Annotated in this window: 20 protein-coding genes and 2 pseudogenes; 11 read left to right on the top strand and 11 right to left on the bottom strand. The window is 39.5% G+C overall.

All coding sequences use genetic code 11. The annotated features are described in order from the left end of the window. Positions 1-103 precede the first annotated feature (103 nt). Positions 104-1,186 (bottom strand): photosystem II q(b) protein, encoded by a 1,083-nt coding sequence (gene psbA / locus KV40_RS30915; protein ID WP_036489465.1) that lies wholly within the window; start codon positions 1,184-1,186, stop codon positions 104-106. A gap of 262 nt (positions 1,187-1,448) precedes the next feature. Between psbA and KV40_RS30910 the strand changes: the two genes are divergently transcribed. From KV40_RS30910 to KV40_RS30885, 6 genes are all read left to right on the top strand, one after another. Beyond that, positions 1,449-2,156: a 4Fe-4S dicluster domain-containing protein gene (locus KV40_RS30910; protein WP_036489463.1), complete on the top strand. Its 708-nt coding sequence runs from the start codon at positions 1,449-1,451 to the stop codon at positions 2,154-2,156. A gap of 12 nt (positions 2,157-2,168) precedes the next feature. Continuing rightward, positions 2,169-3,215 carry a heterodisulfide reductase-related iron-sulfur binding cluster gene (locus KV40_RS30905; protein WP_036489459.1) on the top strand — a complete coding sequence of 349 codons (1,047 nt, stop codon included), beginning with the start codon at positions 2,169-2,171 and terminating at the stop codon, positions 3,213-3,215. Between the two features lie 68 nt (positions 3,216-3,283). Further along, a complete protein-coding gene (locus tag KV40_RS30900; protein WP_036489456.1) occupies positions 3,284-3,592 on the top strand; it encodes a DUF4405 domain-containing protein in 309 nt (102 codons plus the stop codon). 90 nt (positions 3,593-3,682) lie between these two features. After that, positions 3,683-4,774 (top strand): FAD-dependent oxidoreductase, encoded by a 1,092-nt coding sequence (locus tag KV40_RS30895; protein ID WP_036489515.1) that lies wholly within the window; start codon positions 3,683-3,685, stop codon positions 4,772-4,774. 24 nt (positions 4,775-4,798) lie between these two features. Further along, complete coding sequence (locus KV40_RS30890; protein WP_036489453.1) at positions 4,799-5,383, top strand: 4Fe-4S dicluster domain-containing protein; 585 nt, start codon at positions 4,799-4,801, stop codon at positions 5,381-5,383. Beyond that, complete coding sequence (locus tag KV40_RS30885; RefSeq protein WP_036489450.1) at positions 5,380-6,246, top strand: CoB--CoM heterodisulfide reductase iron-sulfur subunit B family protein; 867 nt, start codon at positions 5,380-5,382, stop codon at positions 6,244-6,246. Before KV40_RS30890 ends, KV40_RS30885 begins: the two co-directional genes overlap by 4 nt. Before the next feature lie 251 nt (positions 6,247-6,497). Here the strand turns inward: KV40_RS30885 and KV40_RS30880 are convergent, their stop codons facing one another. From KV40_RS30880 to KV40_RS37535, 3 genes and pseudogenes are all read right to left on the bottom strand, one after another. Next, positions 6,498-7,346 (bottom strand): fatty acid desaturase, encoded by an 849-nt coding sequence (locus KV40_RS30880; protein ID WP_036489448.1) that lies wholly within the window; start codon positions 7,344-7,346, stop codon positions 6,498-6,500. A gap of 405 nt (positions 7,347-7,751) precedes the next feature. Beyond that, on the bottom strand, positions 7,752-8,279 hold the full coding sequence (locus tag KV40_RS30875; RefSeq protein WP_036489445.1) for a GNAT family N-acetyltransferase: 528 nt from the start codon (positions 8,277-8,279) through the stop codon (positions 7,752-7,754). A gap of 148 nt (positions 8,280-8,427) precedes the next feature. Then, positions 8,428-8,856: pseudogene (locus KV40_RS37535) on the bottom strand (type II toxin-antitoxin system VapC family toxin). Here KV40_RS37535 and KV40_RS36480 point away from each other — a divergent pair. Beyond that, positions 8,750-9,268, top strand: coding sequence for a transposase (locus tag KV40_RS36480; protein WP_081942980.1), 519 nt, complete (start codon positions 8,750-8,752; stop codon positions 9,266-9,268). The pseudogene KV40_RS37535 and the gene KV40_RS36480 overlap by 107 nt on opposite strands. A gap of 20 nt (positions 9,269-9,288) precedes the next feature. On the opposite strand, the gene bchE is transcribed toward KV40_RS36480, so the two are convergent. The 5 genes from bchE to hemF form a co-directional block, all read right to left on the bottom strand. Further along, positions 9,289-11,577, bottom strand: a complete 2,289-nt coding sequence (gene bchE / locus KV40_RS30865) for a magnesium-protoporphyrin IX monomethyl ester anaerobic oxidative cyclase (RefSeq protein ID WP_036489443.1) — start codon at positions 11,575-11,577, stop codon at positions 9,289-9,291. Between the two features lie 25 nt (positions 11,578-11,602). Continuing rightward, positions 11,603-13,000, bottom strand: a complete 1,398-nt coding sequence (hemN, locus tag KV40_RS30860) for an oxygen-independent coproporphyrinogen III oxidase (protein WP_036489441.1) — start codon at positions 12,998-13,000, stop codon at positions 11,603-11,605. A gap of 240 nt (positions 13,001-13,240) precedes the next feature. Further along, on the bottom strand, positions 13,241-13,993 hold the full coding sequence (locus KV40_RS30855; protein ID WP_036489439.1) for a heme oxygenase (biliverdin-producing): 753 nt from the start codon (positions 13,991-13,993) through the stop codon (positions 13,241-13,243). Positions 13,994-14,039: 46 nt separating this feature from the next. Then, a complete protein-coding gene (locus KV40_RS30850; RefSeq protein ID WP_172657369.1) occupies positions 14,040-14,408 on the bottom strand; it encodes a response regulator in 369 nt (122 codons plus the stop codon). Between the two features lie 82 nt (positions 14,409-14,490). Next, positions 14,491-15,516 carry an oxygen-dependent coproporphyrinogen oxidase gene (hemF, locus tag KV40_RS30845; protein ID WP_036489436.1) on the bottom strand — a complete coding sequence of 342 codons (1,026 nt, stop codon included), beginning with the start codon at positions 15,514-15,516 and terminating at the stop codon, positions 14,491-14,493. Between the two features lie 152 nt (positions 15,517-15,668). On the opposite strand from hemF, the gene acsF reads away from it, so the two are divergent. Both acsF and KV40_RS30835 read left to right on the top strand, forming a co-directional pair. After that, on the top strand, positions 15,669-16,727 hold the full coding sequence (gene acsF, locus KV40_RS30840) for a magnesium-protoporphyrin IX monomethyl ester (oxidative) cyclase (protein WP_036489434.1): 1,059 nt from the start codon (positions 15,669-15,671) through the stop codon (positions 16,725-16,727). Between the two features lie 189 nt (positions 16,728-16,916). Beyond that, complete coding sequence (locus KV40_RS30835) at positions 16,917-17,912, top strand: hypothetical protein (protein ID WP_036489432.1); 996 nt, start codon at positions 16,917-16,919, stop codon at positions 17,910-17,912. Positions 17,913-18,308: 396 nt separating this feature from the next. Here the strand turns inward: KV40_RS30835 and hetL are convergent, their stop codons facing one another. Next, positions 18,309-19,016, bottom strand: coding sequence for a heterocyst differentiation pentapeptide repeat protein HetL (gene hetL / locus KV40_RS30830; RefSeq protein ID WP_036489431.1), 708 nt, complete (start codon positions 19,014-19,016; stop codon positions 18,309-18,311). Between the two features lie 299 nt (positions 19,017-19,315). On the opposite strand from hetL, the gene KV40_RS30825 reads away from it, so the two are divergent. Continuing rightward, a complete protein-coding gene (locus tag KV40_RS30825) occupies positions 19,316-19,564 on the top strand; it encodes a FeoA family protein (RefSeq protein ID WP_036489429.1) in 249 nt (82 codons plus the stop codon). Positions 19,565-19,935: 371 nt separating this feature from the next. Further along, positions 19,936-20,115 (top strand): annotated as a pseudogene (locus tag KV40_RS37530) (hypothetical protein); the annotation flags it as partial. Positions 20,116-20,318: 203 nt separating this feature from the next. Here the strand turns inward: KV40_RS37530 and hcp are convergent. Then, the gene (hcp, locus tag KV40_RS30820) at positions 20,319-21,965 is read right to left on the bottom strand and encodes a hydroxylamine reductase (protein WP_036489428.1); all 1,647 of its coding nucleotides are present in this window, start codon (positions 21,963-21,965) and stop codon (positions 20,319-20,321) included. Positions 21,966-21,996 lie beyond the last annotated feature (31 nt).

The raw sequence follows: 21,996 nt of genomic DNA, 5'->3' as shown, positions 1-21,996 counted from the left end.
TATTTAGCTATAAAAAAACAACCCGAAGTAATTAAAACCTGGGTTGCTTAAAATATTAGAAGGAAGTTAGAAGGAAATTGGCATGAACGCAATAAATCGCCAATTAGCTGTGAACAGCGGGGGCAAGTAAAGCAAGAGGTTGAATTTCTCCCGAAGCCAAGTCTAAGGGGAAGTTATGAACGTTGCGTTCGTGCATGGCTTCAATACCCAAACCAGCACGGTTCAAAACATCAGCCCAGGTGTTAACGACCCGACCTTGAGCGTCTAAAACAGATTGATTGAAGTTAAAACCATTGAGGTTAAAGGCAAAGCAGCAGACAGCCATCGCAGCAAACCAGATACCAACTACGGGCCATGCACCTAAGAAGAAGTGTAGACTTCTAGAGTTGTTGAAGGAAGCATATTGGAAGATTAGACGACCGAAGTAGCCGTGTGCTGCGACAATGTTATAAGTTTCTTCTTCTTGACCGAATTTGTAACCGTAGTTTTGTGATTCAGTTTCAGTTGTCTCACGAACTAAAGAGGAAGTTACAAGCGATCCGTGCATGGCAGAAAATAACGCTCCGCCAAAAACACCAGCAACACCAAGCATATGAAAAGGGTGCATCAGCACGTTGTGTTCTGCTTGCAAAACAAACATAAAATTAAATGTGCCGCTGATTCCCAAAGGCATACCATCAGAGAAAGAACCTTGTCCGATGGAATAAACTAAAAGTACCGCAGTCGCAGCAGCAACAGGTGCGCTGTATGCTACACAAATCCAGGGACGCATTCCCAAACGATAGGATAGTTCCCATTGACGACCTAAATAGCAGAAAATACCGATGAGGAAGTGGAAAACAATAAGTTGGTAGGGACCGCCATTGTATAACCACTCATCTAGGTTAGCCGCTTCCCAAATAGGATAAAAGTGCAGTCCGATCGCATTAGAACTAGGAACTACAGCCGCAGAAATAATATTGTTGCCATAGAGTAATGAACCTGCAACGGGTTCGCGAATGCCGTCGATGTCTACAGGTGGTGCAGCAATAAAAGCAATGATAAAACAAATAGTTGCCGTCAATAAAGTGGGAATCATCAGTACCCCAAACCAACCAATATACATACGGTTGTTGGTGCTGGTAATCCATTTACAAAATTTATCCCAAAGATCGTTACTTTGGCGTTGTTGCAGAGATACAGTCATAATTTTTAATTTCGAGGTCAATCATTGTTAAAGGCAAGTCAACCTTATTTATTATTTAACTACATAGTTATATAAAAGTCAAGTAGTAATTTTAATTTTTTCTTACATATTGAATCAAATTACTGAAACTAATAAATTAAATTTACCCAAAGCATTAAGAAAAGTAACAAAAAAAGTCATGATTCTAGTTTGAATTATTATACAACTATATGGCTATATAAAAAGTCGATAAAAGTTTAATCTAGCTTAACAAGATTGATTTATGGGCAAATTATTTGACGAACTCAAGCAGGATATTTTGTATCAGCATGGCATGAATGCTTGTCTCAATTGCGGTGTCTGTACTGCGGTTTGTCCGGCCGCCGAGTTTAACGACTACTCTCCTAGAGAAGTGATGAACATCGTTCAATCAGAAGATGACGAACTAATTAAAGAGTTACTAAAGTCGGACAAAATTTGGTACTGCGGGCAGTGCTTTTCTTGTAAAACCAGATGTCCCAGGGGAAATAATACCGCCTCAGTCGTGCTTGCCTTACGCCGACTTTCTATTCGTCTCGGTTATTTTACCGAATCAGAAAAAGGCAGACAACAGTTATTCGCCAAGCGAGTGTTTGGGAAAAATATGCTCGAACGAGGCTACACCCTCCTAGCCGAAAATATTTCCCCCGCCCACTTCCCCGAACTCGGTGAAAACTGGGAATACTATTACGAGCATAGAGCAGAAATGCGCCAATGGTGGGATGTGCCAATGGATTTAGAAAATAGCCCAGGTTCTCACCGCCTGATACCCGAAAAAGATTTAGCAGAAGTACGAGCAATTTATCAAACCACAGGTGCAGTTTCTTTGATGGATGCAGTAGAACGAGGCATGGAAAAAAAATTGGGTAGTAAAGCCGAAGTAGAAAAATACTGGCAAATCTGGTTAGAAACTGGCGATAGCAGAAATTACGAACTCCAAGAAAACAAATAAAGATAAATTGTCATGAAAGTAGCAGGAAAAAATAAAGCGTGGGAAAGACATCAGAAGCACGTCCCTACAGTAGACGAACCAGGTGGCGATAAATGGGGCTGCTTCCGTAGTTGTTTTTTACAGAGTGCTGCCCCCTACACTGAAGGCATTGCCTATAAAATTTTGAAAAATGACTTGGGTATGGATTTGCGAGAAGCACCGGGACATACTTCCTGTGGGGCGATTGGCTATCACGGAGATGTTTCTAACCTGGAAACCCAGATGGTAATGGCAGCGAGAAACTTTTCTGTTGCCCATCACGAACTAGGTGTAGATAATCTTTTTTCCTTCTGTGTTACTTCATTTGCTAACTATACGGAAATGATTAAACTTTGGGAAGAAGAACCAGAGTGGAGAGAATATACAGAAAAAACCTTAAAAGAAACTACTGGCAGAGAGTTTTGGATTCCTCACGTATCGGGCGGAAGACCGTCTGTAGTTCATGCTTCCGATGTGTTCTTTGCCAATCGTCATCAACTAGCAGCTAAAGCCAAATATAGTCTGAAGGAAATTAAAGCAGTCGATCATATTGGTTGTCACTACGCCAAAATCTTTCCAGGGGAATGTATGGGTGGGGCGGAATTTCCTCAAGTTTTAGTGGGGTTGCTAGAAGCTTTCGGTGCGGAGATTGTCGATTATCCTGAACGCAGACATTGCTGTGGTATGGGTTTTCGTCAGTGTGCGTTTCCCGAAAATAGAGACTATACAGCTAGTAGTGTTTATAAGAAATTAGCCAGCCTTAAAGAAACACATCCAGACTGCAACCTAATGCTTACTAACTGTCCAGGATGCACCGTGTTTTTAGATGCCGAACAGGGAACGATTAGAGAAGTTCTCGAAGAAGAATTTAATGTCAGCGTTTTAGACTATGCCCAATTAACAGGCTTGTTATTGGGTTATGACCCTTTCAAAAATTGTGGTCTGAATGCCAAAGCAGTTGCGATCGAGCCTTTGCTAGATAAAATTGGCATTCCCTATGATAAGTCAAAAACTGCCGAAGAACGTAGAAGACCTTTTTAGATTTTGGATTTTGGATTATTTTTTCCGATTGGCTATCAAGAGCAAATACTTACTGAAGAGAAGATTAAATGGCACGCAGACGCAAAATTTACTACTTGAATTATCTTAGAGCGATCGCTGCTTTGGCACTACTGGTTGTTTGGAGTTTTGCAGCACTTACTGGCTTTCTATTGGAGCTTTTACTCAGAGGATATGGTGCGGGTAGGCTATTTCTATTTCTGGGTTTAACCAGACATCAGTGGGGAGAAATACATTTTGTTGTTTGTGTTATTGCTCTAGGCGTAACGGTCATTCATACATTACTCGAATGGCGAGTTTTACGTGGGTATATCCGTTACTTTTTCGATCCTCATCATCGTCCTGGCTTATTTAAATAACGATGGCTTAAATATCTGGCAAATATTCTCAATTTATAAAGTGAGCAATGCTTACCTTACAGTAAACAATTAACCTTAATGATTAGACAAATGAATAACACAGTAATCGTAATTGGCGGTGGCGTTGCTGGCATGGCTGCTACTGGAAAACTCAGACTATTTGGACTCAATGTAGTTTTGATTGAAAAAGCAGCAGAACTAGGAGGTCATGTCAAAAATTGGTATAAGGTTTTTCCCGATTTTACCGATGCTTCGGAAATTCTGGACAATCTTAAGGGACATCTCAAAAGAACGAGAATTTTAACCACTACTACGGTAATAAAAATTGAGGGAACTGCACCTAACTTTACCGTTACGACTTCTACAGGCGAAAAGATCGACTCTTCTGCAATTATCGTTGCGACGGGATTCAGACATTTCGATGCTTCCTTTAAAGAAGAATATGGCTATGGAATTTACGATAACTGCATCACCTCGGTAGAATTGGATGCCATGTTGAAGCAGCAAAACCTGAAAACGAGGGCGGGTAAAACTCCTAAGAAAGTGGGGATAATCCACTGTGTTGGTTCGAGAGATCGACAGGTGAATAATAATTACTGTTCTAGAGTCTGCTGTACTAATGCCATCAAGGTAGCTATAGAGATTAAAGAATTGATTCCCGATTGTGAAATCTATTGCCTCTACATTGATATTCGGGTTTTTGGTCGCGGTTATGAAGAGCTGTACCGCACTTCTCAAGAAAAGTATGGCGTTCAGTTTATTCGGGGAAGGCTTTCGGAGGCGGGAGAAAAAAAAGATGGTAGCCTATTGCTGCGCCTAGAAGATACCCTTACCGCCAAACCAATGCGGTTAAGTGTGGATATGTTGGTCTTAATGGTAGGAATGGAAGGCAATACCGACTTATCGGCAGTGGCAGATCTTCAGGTAGGTTGCGATCGCTTTTATGCTACGGCTCATCAACAATATTCTAATAACAATTCTGCCAGACCTGGTATTTTTCTGGCGGGTACGGCAACTGGACCAAAAGCAATTATGGAATCGATTACCGATGGGCGTGCTGCTGCCTCGGAAGTAGTAGCTTATTTAACCAATATGGCGGTAGCTGCTAAGAACGGTGAGGGATCGTCTGTCAAATTTAATTCGGGAGCTTGCGATTTCCGTCATTTAACACCTTGTCAGTAAAGTTTACTAAAATCGTAAATCGACATGAAGACTAAGAAAAAATGTTTTTTTGGCATGAAAATCGACCGTCAACTAGACGGTGACAAAATGAATCAGGACTTTATCGATAAGGTAGTTGCAGAAGGTGGTGTGGGTGCTGCGATTGCAGCTTGTATGCAGTGCGGTACTTGTAGCGGTGGCTGTACCAATATCGATCGCATGGATATGTCCCCTAGAACTTTAGTTTTAATGGTGCAGAGGGGAGAATGGAAAAAGGTTCTCAATAGTGATACCTTGTGGTTGTGTACTTCTTGTTATATCTGCACCTCCAGATGTCCTCGTGGGGTGAGTCCTTCGGATGTAATTGAAGCGGTAAAAGCGATCGCCATTCGCCAAGGAATTGAAAACGATTCGGTTAAGTTTAACCAAATCTTTGTCGAGTTAATTGAGAAAAGAGGCATCCTGTTTGAACCAGAATTGATGCAGAAGTACGGGGGAATGTCCGCGATGCTGGGACAGACACAATTAGGCATTAAACTGGCTCTGCGGGGCAAAATGCCATCCCTACCAGCAAAAATTCAAGATCCGAAAAAATTTAGTCAAGCATTAGCAAAGGCAAATAAAAAATGAAATATTCTTACTATCCAGGTTGCAGTCTCCACACTACTGCTAAGGAATTTGATATCTCAACCAGAGTAGTTATGGATGCACTAGATATCCAACTAGAGGAACTCAAAGACTGGTCTTGTTGTGGCGGTTCGGTGGCTGCTGGGGTTTCCCACGATGTAGGTATGGCGATGGCAGCGAGAAATGTCGCTTTGGCACAAAAACAAAACTTCGACCTGTTAGCATCTTGTTCTGGCTGTTATAATAAGTCTGCCAGAGCAGCTAAAGCTTTGTCAAACGAAACCGAAAAAGACCGCATCAACGCCATTCTTACCGATATGGGTATATCCGTTGACCACTACAATATTCGCGTTAGAAATGTAGTGGATGTTTTAGCCCATGATGTAAATATCGCCTCCCAAATTAAACAGCCTTTAACGTGTTTAAAAGTTGCCTGCTATTATGGTTGTCTCTTAACTCGTCCCGCAGACATTACGGGATGGGACTCTCCAATTTTCCCGATGACGATGGATAATTTAGCTAAAACTTGTGGCGCAGAAGTAGTGGATTTTCGCTCGAAAACTAAATGCTGTGGCGGTCCTATTCTGGTAGCCAAACAAGATGTGGCTTTTGAATTGACCAAAAACTTATTAGACGAAGCAAAATCCCTTGGTGCAAATTGTATTGTCTTAGCTTGTCCCTTATGCGCTACTAACTTGGAGTTGAGACAGTCAGATATTGAGAAGAAATATAATGTTGCTTATAATTTGCCCATTCTTTATATCACCGAATTAATTGGACTGGCACTAGGAATTAACCCTCGAAAACTAGGTATTAATAAACATATAGTTTCACCAAAATCGGTTTTGGCTAAATTGAATAGATAGTTTAGCTAAGCTGTTATGTCTTTAAATTGGTAATTGAAACAAGGCAATAGGCAATAGGCAAGAGTATTAGAGTAAATTTTACTGACTTAAGACAACCCAGTTCAAATGCGTCCTAGCCTAGAGCTATTTAAGATGTCAATAATAGTTTCCGAGCGTGCGATCGCCCAATGATTGCAATAATTGAGAACGGGCGATCGCATTAACTCGAACGAAAAAACGACAAGTTTTGAAATATAGCTATAAGAATAGCCTTATGTAATTTGTACTGGTGGCATCACTACTTTTTTGGCTAAACCAAACATTTTTAAAACCGCAATCGCCCACCAAGTCGGATCGTATTCCCACCAACGCCAGCCAGCTTTTGCTACATTCGGATGAGCATGGTGATTATTATGCCAGCCTTCGCCGTAGGTTAAAATTGCTGCCCACCAAAGGTTGCGTGAATTGTCATTAACTTCAAAAGTTCGATAGCCCCAAACGTGAGTAACGGAGTTAATAAACCAGGTGCTATGCCAGAGTAACACGGCTCTCAGGCACATTCCGTAGACGATAAACGACCAACCACCGAGCGCGTAGAGTAATAGTCCTAGAGGAAGTTGGAGCAAAAGATAATAGCGATCGAGCCAACGGTAAACGCGATCGCGAGCTAAGTCGGGGGCATATCTTTGATAGCGATCGTATTCAAAGAATTCTGGACGGGGATAAAACAGCCACAACATGTGACTCCACCAAAAACCTCGTCGAGCGGAATAAGGGTCTTTTTCGATGTCTTCTGTATAGGCATGGTGTAAGCGGTGTCCTGCTACCCAAAAAATAGGACCTCCTTGTAATGCCAAGACTCCGATCGATGCGATGATATATTCCAACCATTTAGGCACTTCTAAACTACGATGGCTTAAGAGTCGATGATAGCCCAAACAAATGCCGATACTGCCAAAAAGCCAATGCAGAAATAGGGTTACGCCTAGAGCACTCCAAGAGAAAAACCAAGGCGTTAGCAAGACTGAAAGATGAACGATCGCAAAAAAAATAACGCTGAGCCAATTGAGTTTGAGGGGTTTTTGTCTCCCATTGTCAGATGAAATTGATGTAACTGTCATAAAAAAATTATCTCAACTATTAATTAAAAAAGCTGTTTGCTCTTAGCTTGTAGCTACTGAAATGATTGACTACCTTGAGTAGTTGGTTTTGGTATTGTTGCGGAAAAATAGTCATACTTTTGATTCCAAAGCCGATTGCTATGACAATTTAATCAGCTTATTAACTATTTAACCACATAGCTATATAAAAATTTAATATCTGGTTACAACAAATTGTAATTACAATCTGCGATCGCTGCCGAACAGTTATAGTGTGTGTTTTTAATATTCTCGTAGTGTTATTCGTACCAAGATAGATCGGTCTGTTCTATTCAATTACAAATCTCAATCTATGGTAGCGTTCGTTATAGCGATCGCTTTTTCAACCTACTGCCTAGATTCGGTTCAATCTTTTGTGAGCAACGTTTACCATAGTTTAGAATCGTTAAGAGAGTTAACGCATTTAAACTTACCACCTTCAGGAAAAACAATAGAATTCAACTTCATTACTTGCCAACCTTCTGGATACTCAAGGGTATAAGGGGGAGTAAAATTGCGAGCAAGCTCTGTTTTGAAGCCAAACCTAGAATAATATTTTGGATCGCCATAAACAAAAACTATAAATGAACCCAACGAGGAAATATTGTCTAAGCCGTGTCTGACAATTGTGGAACCGACTCTGTTTCTTTGGTGAGTTGGTAATACTGCTAATGGAGCTAAAATATAACCAAAATGCTCATTAGTGCTATCTAAAAAGACAGGACTAAAGGCAACGTGACTGATGATTGCATCATTATCTATTGCAACTAGTGAGACTATATTAATTGTTGCTGTTTCCTGTAATAAATTTACTGCAACATCAGAGACTAATTCGGCTTCTGAATTGTCAAATGCTTGAAGATAAAGATTTTTAATACCTTCAGAATCTTTGATGTTTGCTTCTCGAATTTGCATAGGTTGCTAACTACTTACTATCGTGACAATTGCTGTATGACTACCTTTTAAAATCTTTCTGAAATAACATTTAAACAAAAATATTTGTAATCCAAGTAGCGATCGCCCGATGGTAGAAATGATTGAGAATAAATGCGATCGCAATTGGCTACCAACGTTCCAACATCAGTCCATCCACGTAATCAAAATCCGTATCATCTGTCACCAACACCCAACTATGTTCTATACACTGAGCAGCAATCCATACGTCATTCATCGGGATTGGTCGTCCCTTGCGCTTCAATCCTAGCCGAGTTCGAGCATAAATTGTTGCGGTGGCTCTCCCTAATGGTACAGTTTCACAAGCTGAGATAAACTCCAAATAACGAGGTAAATTTTGTAACGGACGGGTAGAGTTTTCAGCACCAAATAGTATCTCTCTTCTGTCACTCTAGGAGAGGTAGAAGAGAGATAATTCTCCGACAACAATCATGGGCAATACTATTTCTGGTAAAGCCAACACTTTTTCGGTAATTGTCGTATTTCCATTCAAAAAACGAATCGCAGTAGAGGTATCTAGCGCAATCTTACCACTCATCTACATCTACCTGCCGACATTCTGTTGTAATGGTCTGACTCAAGGTGGTTTCAAGAGTCAAAGCTATGTCAAAGTAATGAACTGGATTGCCCAAAAAGCTGCTTCTTTATTTGAGAAAACAGGAAAATTGACTGTTGTTGTTCAAGATAACAGTCCGATACATAAAAGTCAGAAAGTTCGTGTTTGTTGGCGAAATTGGTCAGAGCAAGGATTATTATTATTTTTTCTTCCTGCTTATTGTCCAGAATTGAATGAGATTGAAACCCAGTGGCATCAACTCAAAACTCATGAAATTGCGGGGCGTATCTTTGATAATGAATACGATTTGGCGATGACAATTATTCAAGGAATAAATCGGAGAAGTGAACAAGGCGATTACCACTTGAAGCGTTTTATATTTAATTCTGCCTAGCTACTTAGTAAGGTTGAATTTCAAACTAAATTTAAAGCCTTAACCGAATTTTGAGTCAGATCGCTGATACAAACTCGATTGATAATATTAGCAATGTAAGTATTAACGGTTTCTAGTTCGATTTGCAAAGATGATGCGATCGCATCATAATCAGTACCGATCGCAATTAATTCTAAGACTGCTAATTCTGTTTCAGTCATCGGTACTCCGTCTTGAAAAGACGGAGCCTGCGAAGACTTCGTTAAAATTACTTCGTTTTGAAGCCATTTGATTTTTGCCAAAATCAGACTAGCAATTACGGGATCGAGATAAAAGAAACCTGCTTGGGTTAAACGGATGGCTTCGGCTAAATGTTCGATGGGTGCGTTGTTGAGAATGTAGGACTCTGCATCAGCAGCAAAAGCAGCTAAAATTTGCGCTTCGGAGTCTGGTTGTAAGAAAAGACAGATTTTAAGGCGGGGATTGTCGGATTGTGCTTGAATTTCTCGGAATTCTCTGGTTAATTTGACGGTGTTTTTATCGGGTAAGTTGAAATCAATCAGGGCAACATCTGCACCAGCAACGGAGTTGAGTAAGACTAAACCCGTTTCCGCGTTAGTAGCTTCGCTGTAAACATCGATTCCCGTTTGGGCGCGTAATTGATTTCTCAAACCGACTCTTGTTTGTTCGTCGCTGACAATCAGGAATACTTGAATATCGCTGTGTTGTGATTCGGGCTGGTATGCTGGCAAGCCATTGGGTGCGCCACAGGCGGAAACGGTAGTGGGGGTAGTTTCGATTATCGTACCTGCAAAATTAACGTCTGCCCCTAATTTTTGGTTGCGTTGGGCAATCTGTTCCTGAGTCAAAATTCTCGATTTATCGAAGCCAAAGTCAATCTCGGTATGGAATCCTTTTTGTTTAACCCGCTTGAGGTTATAAAAGCGTTTATTTAAGGTAGTTTTGAGGAAAGCCCAGAGACAGCCGAGTAAATAACGACGTTTGAAAGGATCGAGCACGAACCAATATTCCAGCGTCTTCCACATGTAGAAGCGGGCGTAATTCCGCAGTACTCCTCGCAGTAATTCTTCGCGGGTAATGGCGTTGGGCTTCATAATGGGGGTGACGAAATTATAGTGAGAATAGTCGCGCACCTCAACTTTATCCCCTAAATCTTCAAACAGTTCGGAAAAGGGCCAAGGGGTAAACATATTCCAGTTAGTCATGTCCGCCTGCCAATCCCTTGCCATCCGATAAGTTTCTTCAATGGTTTCTAAGGTTTCATTTTCCAACCCCATAATGTATTGGACTTCGGCAACGATGCCGTTTTCTTTTAACAAACGCACGGCACGTTTGTTGTCTTCAATGGTGGTTTCCTTACGAAAAATGTTTAAATTCAACTGGGCAGCAGCTTCTGTTCCCAAAGATACATGAACTAATCCCGCCTTGCGATAGAGGGGTAATTCCTTTTCATCCCGCAAAATATCTGTCACCCGCGTATTGATACCCCAGTGGACATTTAAATTGCGATCGATTAATTCCTTACACAGGGCAAGAAATCTTGGCTTGTTAATCGTCGGTTCTTCATCTGCCAGAATAAAAAAGCCAACTTTATACTCTTTTACTAGATGTTCGATTTCATCGACAAATAATTTGGGAGTGCGAGAACGATATTTTCGCCAGAATTTCCATTGAGAACAGAAACGACAACGGAAGGGACAACCCCTAGCATAATTGGGAACGGCAACCCTGACATTTAAGGGAGTATAAATATACTTATCCCAATCCAACAAACTCCAATCTGGACTTAAGATATCCAGATTTTTAATCGGCGGATGGGCGGGAGTAGCGACTACTTGACCATCTTCTAAGAAAGCAATCCCCAATATATTACGTCTTTCTTGTACATCAGTACCACTCGCGATCGCCCGAAGCAAGTTGACGGTAATTTCTTCGCCTTCCCCGCGAATAATATAATCTACCAAAGGAGCTTCGTTAAGAACTTCATTATACATATAGGTAGGATGAACCCCACCCATAATTGTTTTGGCGTTGGGACAAACTTGTTTGACAATCTGGAGAGTTTTTTGCGATTGATAGATCATCGGCGTAATTGCCGTTGCCAACACCACATCAGGCTGATTTTTGGCAATAATTTCTGCCAGAACATCATCGGCAATATAATTGGTCATGGCATCAACGAAGCGAATATTATCGAATCCCGCCTGTTTCAATGCACCACCGACATAAGGAACCCAACTAGGAGACCAATTTCCCGCAATTTCTGCCCCGCCTGAATGGTAATTGGGTTGGATTAAGAGAATACGCACGATCTCACTCCAAGAATACGACTAACTAAATAGATTTAGAAAAAGTGCAATCGCCGTGTCTAGTTAGATAGGTATCAAAAACAGAGGCGATATTTCTAATTAATAATCTTCCTGTAGGTGTTACCTCGATACCATCAGCAAAAACTTTAATTAAGCCATCAGCTTCTAACGCTTTAAGTTCGGAAATTTCGGAACTAAAACAGCGATCGAAATCGAGATCGAAACCGAGATGATATTTGGCTTCTAAATCGTATTGAGAAAGGCGAAATTGACACATTAATTCCATAATTACGGTACGACGGAGAATGTCATCGCGACTAAGGCTTATACCCTTTTCGATGGGTAATTTCCCTCGATTTATCGCCTGATAATAATCTTTAATGCGCTTCTGATTTTGCACGTAAACATCATTCAGCATACTAATGGAAGTCATGCCAAAACCAAAGAGATCTGATTCGGGTTTAGTAGTATATCCTTGAAAGTTACGGTGTAGTTCGCCTCGATTTTGTGCTAATGCGAGTTCGTCATCGGGTTTGGCAAAGTGATCCATGCCGATATAGACATAACCATTATTGGTCAATTCATCGATGGTCATGTGGAAAATTGCCAATTTTTCAGCAGCAGAAGGCAAAGCTTCTACAGGTAGATTTTTCTGCACTGGTTTCAACCAAGGTACATAGGCAAAGTTAAAGACAGCAATGCGATCTGGATTGAGTTTAATTGTCTTGCGAATGGTTTCTCTAAAGGTGGCGAGAGTCTGATAGGGTAAGCCATAAATTAGATCCACATTGACACTTTCAAATCCCGCCGCTCTAATAGCATCCATGACATCAAACAACATCGCTTCTGGCTGTACCCGATTGATCGCTGTTTGCACTTGGGGATTAAAATCTTGAATGCCAAAACTAATACGATTAAAACCAAGACTTTTCAGCACATAGATATAGTTGCGATCGATAAATCTGGGATTGATTTCAATAGAAGCTTCAACGGTGCGATCGAGACTAAAATGCCTGTTAATGGTAGTCCACAAAAATTCTATTTGTTCTAAATTTAAATAGTTAGGCGTACCACCACCCCAATGGAGTTGATGTACCGTTCTTTTAGAATTGATTAAAGATGCAGTCCGTTCGATATTTCTAGCAATATATTCTAGATAACGTTCTGCAAACTCTTTTCTTTGGGTAATAACAGTATTGCAACCGCAAAAATAACAGGGAGTTTCACAAAAAGGAATGTGACAATAAAGTGAAATGGGAGTCTGTTTATAATTACCAACGCCAATACCAGCGAGAAGGTTATGTTCGTTAAAATCAGTAGTTAATTGAGTCGCAGGTGGGTAACTGGTATAACGAGGCAGGGGTTTATCGTATTTTTGTAAAAGCTCGGAATTAAATTGAACGGAAAGAGCGGAAGTTTTCATATCTGCAATTTTTTATATAAGTAAAGTCCGACAAACAAAGTCAGCTTGCTCTTTAGGTGCAGCTTACAGCCACTTGAGTCGATCTTAATTACGAACATTATGAGAAAAGCGATCGCTTATCAAATCTAATTAAACAGCAATGAACAGGAAATTAAGTGTCAGTAAAAATTTAGACAATATCCCGAGTGCAAAGTAGATACGGTCTACTTGACAATTTAAGCAATCGCTAAAAACTTTTAGTTACTCAGCCACAATCAATTCAACAGAAGAGTTACCAGGAGAGCGTTCTGTAGCACCTGGAATATCTTGCCGAGTAATTAGATCGAATACATGGTCGCCAATGGCAGCTTTCACTTCTGGTTCTAGAGAGTGCATTACATCGCGGTTGAGGGCAAAAGCAGCATTAGCTTCAGCCACAATTTTTTCAATTAACTCATTATCCACTGGCAAGGAATTTAACGCATCGCGATATCTGCCTTTAAAACCTTTTCTTGCTTCTACAGAGGGGAAAAGATCGAATTGGTGAAAATTAGTTCCTGCGTCTTCTGGTAAATTCAAAGCAGAACGGACAATATTTTTTAATGCCTGTCCGCCAGAAAGATCCCCCATGTAACGTACGTAGGAATGAGCTACTAACAATGCAGGTTCGCTATTAGATATTTCTTTGATGCGAGCCACGTAATCTCGACCTGCTTCTGAAGGTACAATTTGTGATTGCCAATTATCCCCATAATAAAAGGCTAAATCTTTTTCTAAACTAGCTTGGCGATTTAGTTCTGGAAAATAGATCGAACCAACTACAGGATGATTGCGGTGTCTTAATAATTCTGCTTCTAGAGTGCTGTAAACAAAATACAAATTAGCAAGTAATTTACCGAAGGGTTTTCGTTCCACAATACCTTTGAGAAAACACTTCATATAGGCAGTATTTTCTGCCATCGTGTGAGATTGTTTTGTACCTTCTCTTAATTGACTGGCTAGATCGCTACACATAATTAATATCTCCTGAATTTTATTGGTTGTTAGTGGTCATTAGTAATTAGTCATTGCTAATATTGCTAGATTGAAAAGTTGACACCATTAAATCGACAAGAATAAGTGGATCGAAGGGCTTTGCTATGACTTGGCTGATACCAAGCTGGTAAAGCACTTGTAATTGGATGTTGTGGGGTAAAGAGGTCATTAACAGTATGGGAATATTTTGGGTTTTAGACTGAGAACGAAGTCGTCGTATCATTTCAATACCATTCATTTGAGGCATATAAATATCCGAGAGAATAATATCTGGAACTTCTCTTTGTGCTTGAATCAAACCTTCTTGACCAGAGGAGCTTAAAAGCACTCGCCATTTGGTTTCTTCCTCCAAGACAAACTCAATCAGAGATAAAATATCAATTTCATCGTCCACAACCAAAACGCACACTTCTTTTAGTTTCACACCTGATTCTCCAATCTATACTACTTCGTCAACTCCTCAACACCTCATTTCCTTATCCTCGATAGTTAACCCAATTTTGAGGCTTGAGGAATTCTGTTAACTTGGCTTCTGGTGTACCTGGTTGGGGTTGATAGCAATATTGCCAACGTACCAAAGGCGGTAAAGACATTAAGATCGACTCGGTACGTCCGTTAGTTTGTAAGCCAAAAATAGTACCGCGATCGTAAACTAAGTTAAACTCTACATAACGTCCGCGACGATATAGTTGAAAATTTTTTTCTCTGTCTCCGTATTTTGTACCTTGTCTGCGTTTGACAATAGAAACATAAGCAGGTAAGAAAGAATTACCGCAACTCTGCACAAAAGCAAACAAATCTGACCAATTACGAGTTACCCGACCCACTTGATTACTATATTCCGCAGCAGCACCATCGGGATCGGGACCGCAATAGAGAGGACTGTTGCCATCTTGATAATCAAAGAAGATACCACCAATACCCCGTGCTTCCTGACGATGTTTTAAATAGAAATATTCATCACACCAACGTTTAAAAGCGGGATAATATTCTGGATGATGGCGATCGCAAGCTTGCTTAATAGTTTGATGAAAATGCACTGCATCTTCGACAAAAGGATAGTAAGGAGTTAAATCCACACCACCCCCAAACCACCAAACGGGACCCGCTTCAAAATAGCGATAATTAAGATGTACGGTGGGAACATACGGATTACGAGGATGCAGCACCATCGATGTACCTGTAGCGTAAAAACCATGTCCTGCTGCTTCGGGACGTTGCACTAAAATTGAAGGAGGTAAAGTATCACCCCAAACTTCGGAAAAGTTAACGCCACCTTGTTCAAATACTCTACCGTTTCTAATGACACGGGAACGTCCGCCACCACCTGCTTCTCTCTGCCAACTATCTTCTCTAAAGCTAGCTTTACCGTCGAGTTGTTCTAAACCAGCACAAATATTATCTTGTAATTGCTGGACAAATTGTTTGACTCGTTCTCTTGAATCTGCGAGGGGTAAGTTTTGACACTTGGATACGACCCGATCTGCTGCTTTAATACTCATTACAAATTTTCGATTGACTTTAATTTGCGTTATTTAACTATATAAGAATATATTGAATATAAATTTATAGTTTACAAAACTTTATTGCTTTTTACGGTAGATTATTAGATAAAATATACTTCATCACTAATTAGTTATACATCCAAGCAATTATGACTACTGCTGTTTCTCAACCCGTTACTAAAAAAACCTCTACAAAAGAAACTTTGCTGACTCCGCGTTTTTACACTACAGATTTTGACGCGATCGCTAATATGGATATTTCCTCTCAGGAAGAGGAATTAAAGGCAATGATTGCCGAGATGAAAACAGACTACAATCGGGATCACTTTTTACGGGATGAGGATTTTAAACAATCTTGGGAGCATATTGATGAAAATACCCGTCGGGTGTTTATAGACTTTTTGGAACGTTCTTGCACTTCAGAATTCTCTGGTTTTCTGTTGTTTAAAGAATTATCCCGCAAGCTCAAAGGTCGCAATCCGATTTTGGCTGAAATATTTCATCTTATGGCACGAGATGAAGCGCGTCATGCGGGTTTCCTTAATAAAGCCATGAGCGATTTTAATATTTCCCTCGATCTCGGATATTTAACCAAACATCGCACCTATACATTTTTTAAACCAGAGTGGGTAATTTACGCCGTCTATCTTTCCGAAAAAATTGGTTATTGGCGTTATATCCTAATGTATCGTCACTTAGAAAGACACCCCGAATATCAGTTTTATCCCCTGTTCAAAAAATTTGAAAGCTGGTGTCAAGACGAAAACCGTCACGGAGATATCTTTAAAGCCTTATTGCGATCGCAACCATCCATGTGGCAAGGTTGGAAAGGCAGATTGAGGGCGCGTTTCTTCTTATTATCTGTATTTGCTACCCATACCTTAACCGTTCACGAACGGGCGGACTTTTACGCCTCTGTCGGCTTAGATGCACGAGAATACGATCGCGAGGTAATCAGAAAAACCAATGAAACTTCAGCACGAGCATTTCCTACCATTCTTAATGTAGATCATCCTCAATTCTTTAAACGGTTAGAAAAATGTGCAGACAGAAATGAAGAGTTAAAGGCTATAGAAGCAAGTAAAGCACCGAAAATATTTAAGTTTTTCCGTAAGTTACCTTTAATTACTGGCATCTTTTGGGATTTATTGGTTTTGTATTTGATTAAACCTATTAATGCAGAGGCTTTACGGGGTACTGTGCGTTAAAAGGATAAGACTATTTAAGAGAGGAATAATTTTCCTTCTCTTAGATTTACTAATAAACAGTAGCAATTCTTTGTAATGAATTGAAATTCTGAAAATTTACTTTGTTTTCTTTAGTTTTACTTTAGTTGTGGCATGAATAGCAATTTTTAGTCGCTATCAAACTACTTTATTATTAGAGATCGATTTAAAATGAAACAATACAACTGGTTGAATTTTTATAAATTAAATGCTTTTGCTACACTTGCAATAATTTGTTTATCTCCTCAACCCAGCAAAGCGATACCATCAGGAATTCCAAATCAACAATGTTCAACTATATCTAATCCTCGTCCTGGAGATTTATGCTACGTTGTCCACGAAAATCAGGGTGGTAAAGCTAATGCCAACGACTCTCCTAAAGGTGGTGAAATTATTATTCAGCCACAGGCAGGTTATTATGTCGTAGTTGAAGCTAGGAGTGAAGTAACTAGCCAAGCAGGTAACGGTGCACTTAGTAAAAGGGTTTTGTCCATTGGAGGGGGGACTGAATCGGTAAATGGCTACAAATCACAACTTGAAGAATTAGATAAACTTGTTTATGATTATGAAAAAAAAATAAATGCTAATCTAGATCTTATTTCTTTAGATGCTAAAAGCAAACTGAATTATTTAAAAGAAAAAAGAGAGCAATATGAAGAATACTATGTAACCGCAGTAAGTGCAGGAAAGGATGCACCTAAGATTCAGTTCTCATGGAGTGCCAGTTCTAGAAAATGTGGATGGGGTGGATTAGATACGTGTGGTTCTTGGCTCAACTTTAGAGTTTATGAAGTTAGGAGGTATTTAGGAAATCCTATTGCAGAATATAATAGATTAGTAGCCCCAGCCATAAACCAGTTAAACTCAGCTCTTCAAAATTCAAATCGAACGCAACAATCTTCTAGAAATCTTTTTCTTTATACAAATGGCAAATTTATAGAACAAGGTAATGGAAATTGGATTGAAGAAAGAACTAATGGTTGTAATAGTTATTTTGTTGAAACTTTAAGAACAGATAGCTATATTGAACTATATGATGAAAATCGAGATATTAAAGTACGTCTTTTAGAAAATCAGGCTTTATGGAGCTATGTAGGCGAAAATAACTGGTATTCGTGGTCAGGATCTGATGGTCATTGGGAGAATACCACAGACGGTAAAAACTGAAGCTTCGATAAAAGTTTATAGTCCAATTAGGACAAGACCAAATGCCATGTTTCAACATCAATATGAACAGAAACGTCGTTGTGTTCTCAGTCAAATGAGAGAAGAAATTAAAAATTTAACAGATTATCATTGGCTTAAATCTGGCTAGATTTATAGAACCCATTTGGTATTTTTTTCTACGAGAAATCAGTTATTTCAAAGTTGCTTATTTTGATTTGTCGAACAAGACAATGAGGTTTGAGCCAGTTATTTTGAAACATTTTAGGTGACAGTGTTTCCAATAGGCTTATGGTTACAGACAGAGATCTCAAGTGGGTTCTATAACCTTTACCAATTGGATTTAGTATTAGAAGGATAAAACGATCTAAGAGAGAGAAAATTATCCTTCTCTTGAATTTACTGATAAACACTACCATCGGTCATAATCGCTCCTGTCAGATCTGCATTATCGAGATTTGTTCCCGTCAAGTCTGCGTTCCGTAAATTGGCTTTTGACAAAATTGCACCACTAAGATTGGCATAACTAAGATCTGCGCCCTGTAAACTAGCTTCTGTTAGATCGGTAGCTAAGCTTCCTATACCACTACTCAAATTAGCACGACAAAGTTTTGCACCATCTAATTTTGCTTGATACAAAATAGCCATACTTAGATTGGCATAGCTAAGATTAGCATGGCTTAAATCTGCCTGACTTAAATTGGCAAGATAATCAGATGCAGGATGAAAATCAGCTTCGACTGCTAAAGCATGACACAATTTAGCTCCACTTAGATTTACACCATTTAAGGCAGTTTTTAACAAGTTAGATCCCTCTAAATTTGCTTGAGTAAGAATTGCTCCACTTAGATCTGCCTCTCGCAAAATGACTCTGTTTAGATTTGCTTCAGTCAAGTCAGTTCCCCAGAGAATTGACTCGCTCAAGTCAGCTTCTTGTAAACAGGCATAGCTTAAATTAGTTCTTCCTAATCGCGATTGTCGCAAATCTGCTGCGGTTAAATCTATTTTGCTGAGGTTCATCTTGACTAATTCTGCTTCTCGTAGATTTATCTTGGCAAAAGCTCTTTCTCCAGCACTGTATTGTTGTAAAAATTGTTTGACTTCCATTAATTTTAATTTTGGTTTTGTGGCGTATATATTCAGGTTCTGCTAACAATTGAAACTGAAGCAAATAGCAATAAAGGCAATTACGAAGGTAATTAAAACTTAAGAAAGCATGAAGTATTCTTAATTTTGCTAAATTTTAAGGTCTGTAATGTATGCTATTATATTAGTATATTACTATATCGCAATTTATTTATATAAAAATTGAAAACAAAATTTGTTTTGCCTGACGCTTTTTGTATATTGTTTTTCTTACTTGAGGTATCTATAATTATTAATAAATATTTTTATTTGTAATGTGAATGACCTTATTGGAATTAAAGTCGGGGAATTTAGCTGTAGTCAAGATAATAGAGCTAAAAAGCCACAAAAAGGAATTAGGTAGTAGGCTAGCAGCAATGGGTATTATTCCTGATAAGCAAATTAAAATTCTGCGTAAAGCTTGGTTTGGAGGACCGTTACATATTAGAGTTGGTTCAACTACAGAAATTGCGATTCGCCGTCGAGAAGCTGAAATGGTGCGAGTTCGTTGTTTAGATTCCCTTCAGTAAACTTCAATATGGGCTAAATAGAAGGTTCGTGTCATATGGTGCAGCCTCCTTCTAAAACCTTTGCACAGCAAAGAATACAGCGATTGAACTTCTTTTATAAAGCGATCGCTTAAATATAAATTACATAAATGTTTCTTGGAAACGCATCTATGGCAAAAAAAACTTTGCCTGAAATGGAGATTGGGATATATCAAAACACCTATACCAAAGCATTGTAACTTCGTCCTTAATTTAAAAAACATTGCCTAAAAGAGTGCAAACTAGGCAATGTTTTAATAAGTAATTTCGATTAAAAATGGCTTCAAATGGGGTTGACAAGAGTACAATGACTTCACCCTGCACTTCGTTGCACGAACCTTCTATTACCGCCGGGATATAGTTTTTGCATCTTTTGTTTGCTCTATACTCCCTGTTTGACTACAATAGCAACCCTTTGGAATGAATCAAAATCTTGGAAATTTACTTTGTTTTCTTTGGCTTTTTCTTTAATCTTGGCGTGGGTGGCAAGTTTTGGTTTTTATCAAATTGCTTTATTGTCGGGGTTTAGATAGTTATATCGAAAGATTAGTAAAATTTGATTGGCTTGTTGTGTAACGAAAAAATGTTGAACCTATAAACAAAACATTATTTGTATTTAACTGATAAACATCGCTATCTGAAAAAATTCGCATTAAAAAGCGAGCGATCGCTCGAAAATTTATTCATAGCGATCGCCATATTAAATCCTGAGATTCGATAGCCAACACTAACAGCCTTATAAACCCAAAMAAGCCGCTAAATCGGCATTGGGAGTCGTAATTGGTTGCAGATTATATTTTTCGGACAAAAGTTGCAACACATTAGGCGAGAGGAAAGCAGGGAGCGTCGGTCCGAGACGGATATCTTTAATTCCTAAATAGAGTAAGGTAAGTAGAATAGCTACGGCTTTTTGTTCGTACCAGGAAAGAATCATTGATAGAGGTATTTCGTTGACTCCTACTTCAAAAGCATTGGCTAGAGCGATCGCAATTTGAATGGCCGAATAAGCATCGTTACACTGTCCCACATCTAACAAACGCGGAATACCCGCAATATTGCCCATGTCTTTATCAAAAAAGCGGAATTTACCACAGGCAAGAGTTAACACCACGCAGTCATCTGGTACTTTATCTACAAATTCAGCATAGTAATTGCGGTCTGGTTTTGCCCCATCGCAGCCACCAACTAAGAAGAAGTGACGGATCTTTCCTTGTTTTACGGCATCAATAACTTTATCAGCGACTCCTAAAACTGCATTGCGAGCAAAACCCGTAGTAACATCGCGGTATTCTGATTCTGCTGCAAATCCTGTCAATTTCTGGGCTTTTTGGATAACGGGAGTAAAATCGATACTGCCATCTTCTCTAGCAGGAAGATAACTCAAGCCGGCATAACCGACAGGACCTAAAGTAAATAACTTGTCTTCATAGTGTTCGTGGGGAGGCATCAGGCAATTAGTGGTTACTACCACTGCGCCTGGAAATTTCGCAAAGTCCTTGGTTTGATTTTGCCAAGCCGTACCAAAATGACCGTACAGATGGGGATAACGTTCTTTAAGTTTGGGATAACCGTGTGCGGGTAGTAATTCACCGTGAGTATAAACGGTAATGCCCTTATCTATAGTTTGTTGTAAAATCGCTGCTAACTGCTTGATGTCGTGTCCCGAAACTAAAATCGCCTTACCTGGTTTGTGATTTAGGGGAACGGCAGTCGGTACGGGATGACCGTAGGTGCTAGTATGTCCCGCATCGATTAATTCCATCGCTCTAAAGTTAATCTTACCGATTTCCAGATTCAAGTTAACCCAGTCTTCCAAACTCAAATCCGAGCTATCTATAGCAGCCAAAATCTGTTGTACGAATTGATATACCGTCTCGTCTTCTTGTCCCAATTCGTATGCGTGAAAGGTATAAGAAGCAGCACCTTTGATACCATACAAGGCAGTAAGTTTTAGAGAAAAGATATCTATATTTGTTCCCGACTGACCGATTAACTCTAAATTGTGTTTTAGACCCTGTTCGACTAAGCTTTCAGTATAATCTGGTTCGTAATTGGAAATATCCGACCAACTACTAGCTGCTACAGACTGAATTTGAGATTTGAGATTTTCTCGTAGGGCGATCGCCCGTTTGATATATACTGTAAATCGTTTGGCATCAAAGTTTACATTAGTCATAGTGGCAAACATCGCTTCACAGGTAAAGCGATCGATTTCTCTCGAATTAATGCCTAATTCTTTTGCTTGTAGCACCACAGGAGCTAATCCCCGTAAGCAATAGACGAGTAAATCTTGTACTGCATTCACCTGGGGACTCTTACCGCAAGCACCCCATTGATGACAACCGTTACCACTAGCTGTTTGTTCGCACTGTTCGCAAAACATAATGAATTTCTCCTCAACTTAATATGTATAG

It is taken from the genome of Myxosarcina sp. GI1 (assembly GCF_000756305.1).
GTDB lineage: Bacteria > Cyanobacteriota > Cyanobacteriia > Cyanobacteriales > Xenococcaceae > Myxosarcina.
The sequence above is the reverse complement of the archived record's forward strand: the minus strand, read 5'-3'. Positions and strand labels throughout refer to the sequence as shown.

Bases quoted from the DNA above. Each gene is read 5' to 3' on its own strand.
- KV40_RS30885 (WP_036489450.1), top strand. From the start codon at position 5,380: ATGAAATATTCTTACTATCCAGGTTGCAGTCTCCACACTACTGCTAAG.
- KV40_RS30905 (WP_036489459.1), top strand. From the start codon at position 2,169: ATGAAAGTAGCAGGAAAAAATAAAGCGTGGGAAAGACATCAGAAGCAC.
- KV40_RS30910 (WP_036489463.1), top strand. From the start codon at position 1,449: ATGGGCAAATTATTTGACGAACTCAAGCAGGATATTTTGTATCAGCAT.
- hemN (WP_036489441.1), bottom strand. From the start codon at position 13,000: ATGAAAACTTCCGCTCTTTCCGTTCAATTTAATTCCGAGCTTTTACAA.
- hetL (WP_036489431.1), bottom strand. From the start codon at position 19,016: ATGGAAGTCAAACAATTTTTACAACAATACAGTGCTGGAGAAAGAGCT.
- KV40_RS30890 (WP_036489453.1), top strand. From the start codon at position 4,799: ATGAAGACTAAGAAAAAATGTTTTTTTGGCATGAAAATCGACCGTCAA.
- KV40_RS30880 (WP_036489448.1), bottom strand. From the start codon at position 7,346: ATGACAGTTACATCAATTTCATCTGACAATGGGAGACAAAAACCCCTC.
- psbA (WP_036489465.1), bottom strand. From the start codon at position 1,186: ATGACTGTATCTCTGCAACAACGCCAAAGTAACGATCTTTGGGATAAA.
- KV40_RS30895 (WP_036489515.1), top strand. From the start codon at position 3,683: ATGAATAACACAGTAATCGTAATTGGCGGTGGCGTTGCTGGCATGGCT.
- KV40_RS30855 (WP_036489439.1), bottom strand. From the start codon at position 13,993: ATGTGTAGCGATCTAGCCAGTCAATTAAGAGAAGGTACAAAACAATCT.
- hemF (WP_036489436.1), bottom strand. From the start codon at position 15,516: ATGAGTATTAAAGCAGCAGATCGGGTCGTATCCAAGTGTCAAAACTTA.
- KV40_RS30825 (WP_036489429.1), top strand. From the start codon at position 19,316: ATGACCTTATTGGAATTAAAGTCGGGGAATTTAGCTGTAGTCAAGATA.
- KV40_RS30875 (WP_036489445.1), bottom strand. From the start codon at position 8,279: ATGCAAATTCGAGAAGCAAACATCAAAGATTCTGAAGGTATTAAAAAT.
- acsF (WP_036489434.1), top strand. From the start codon at position 15,669: ATGACTACTGCTGTTTCTCAACCCGTTACTAAAAAAACCTCTACAAAA.
- KV40_RS36480 (WP_081942980.1), top strand. From the start codon at position 8,750: ATGGGCAATACTATTTCTGGTAAAGCCAACACTTTTTCGGTAATTGTC.
- KV40_RS30900 (WP_036489456.1), top strand. From the start codon at position 3,284: ATGGCACGCAGACGCAAAATTTACTACTTGAATTATCTTAGAGCGATC.
- KV40_RS30835 (WP_036489432.1), top strand. From the start codon at position 16,917: ATGAAACAATACAACTGGTTGAATTTTTATAAATTAAATGCTTTTGCT.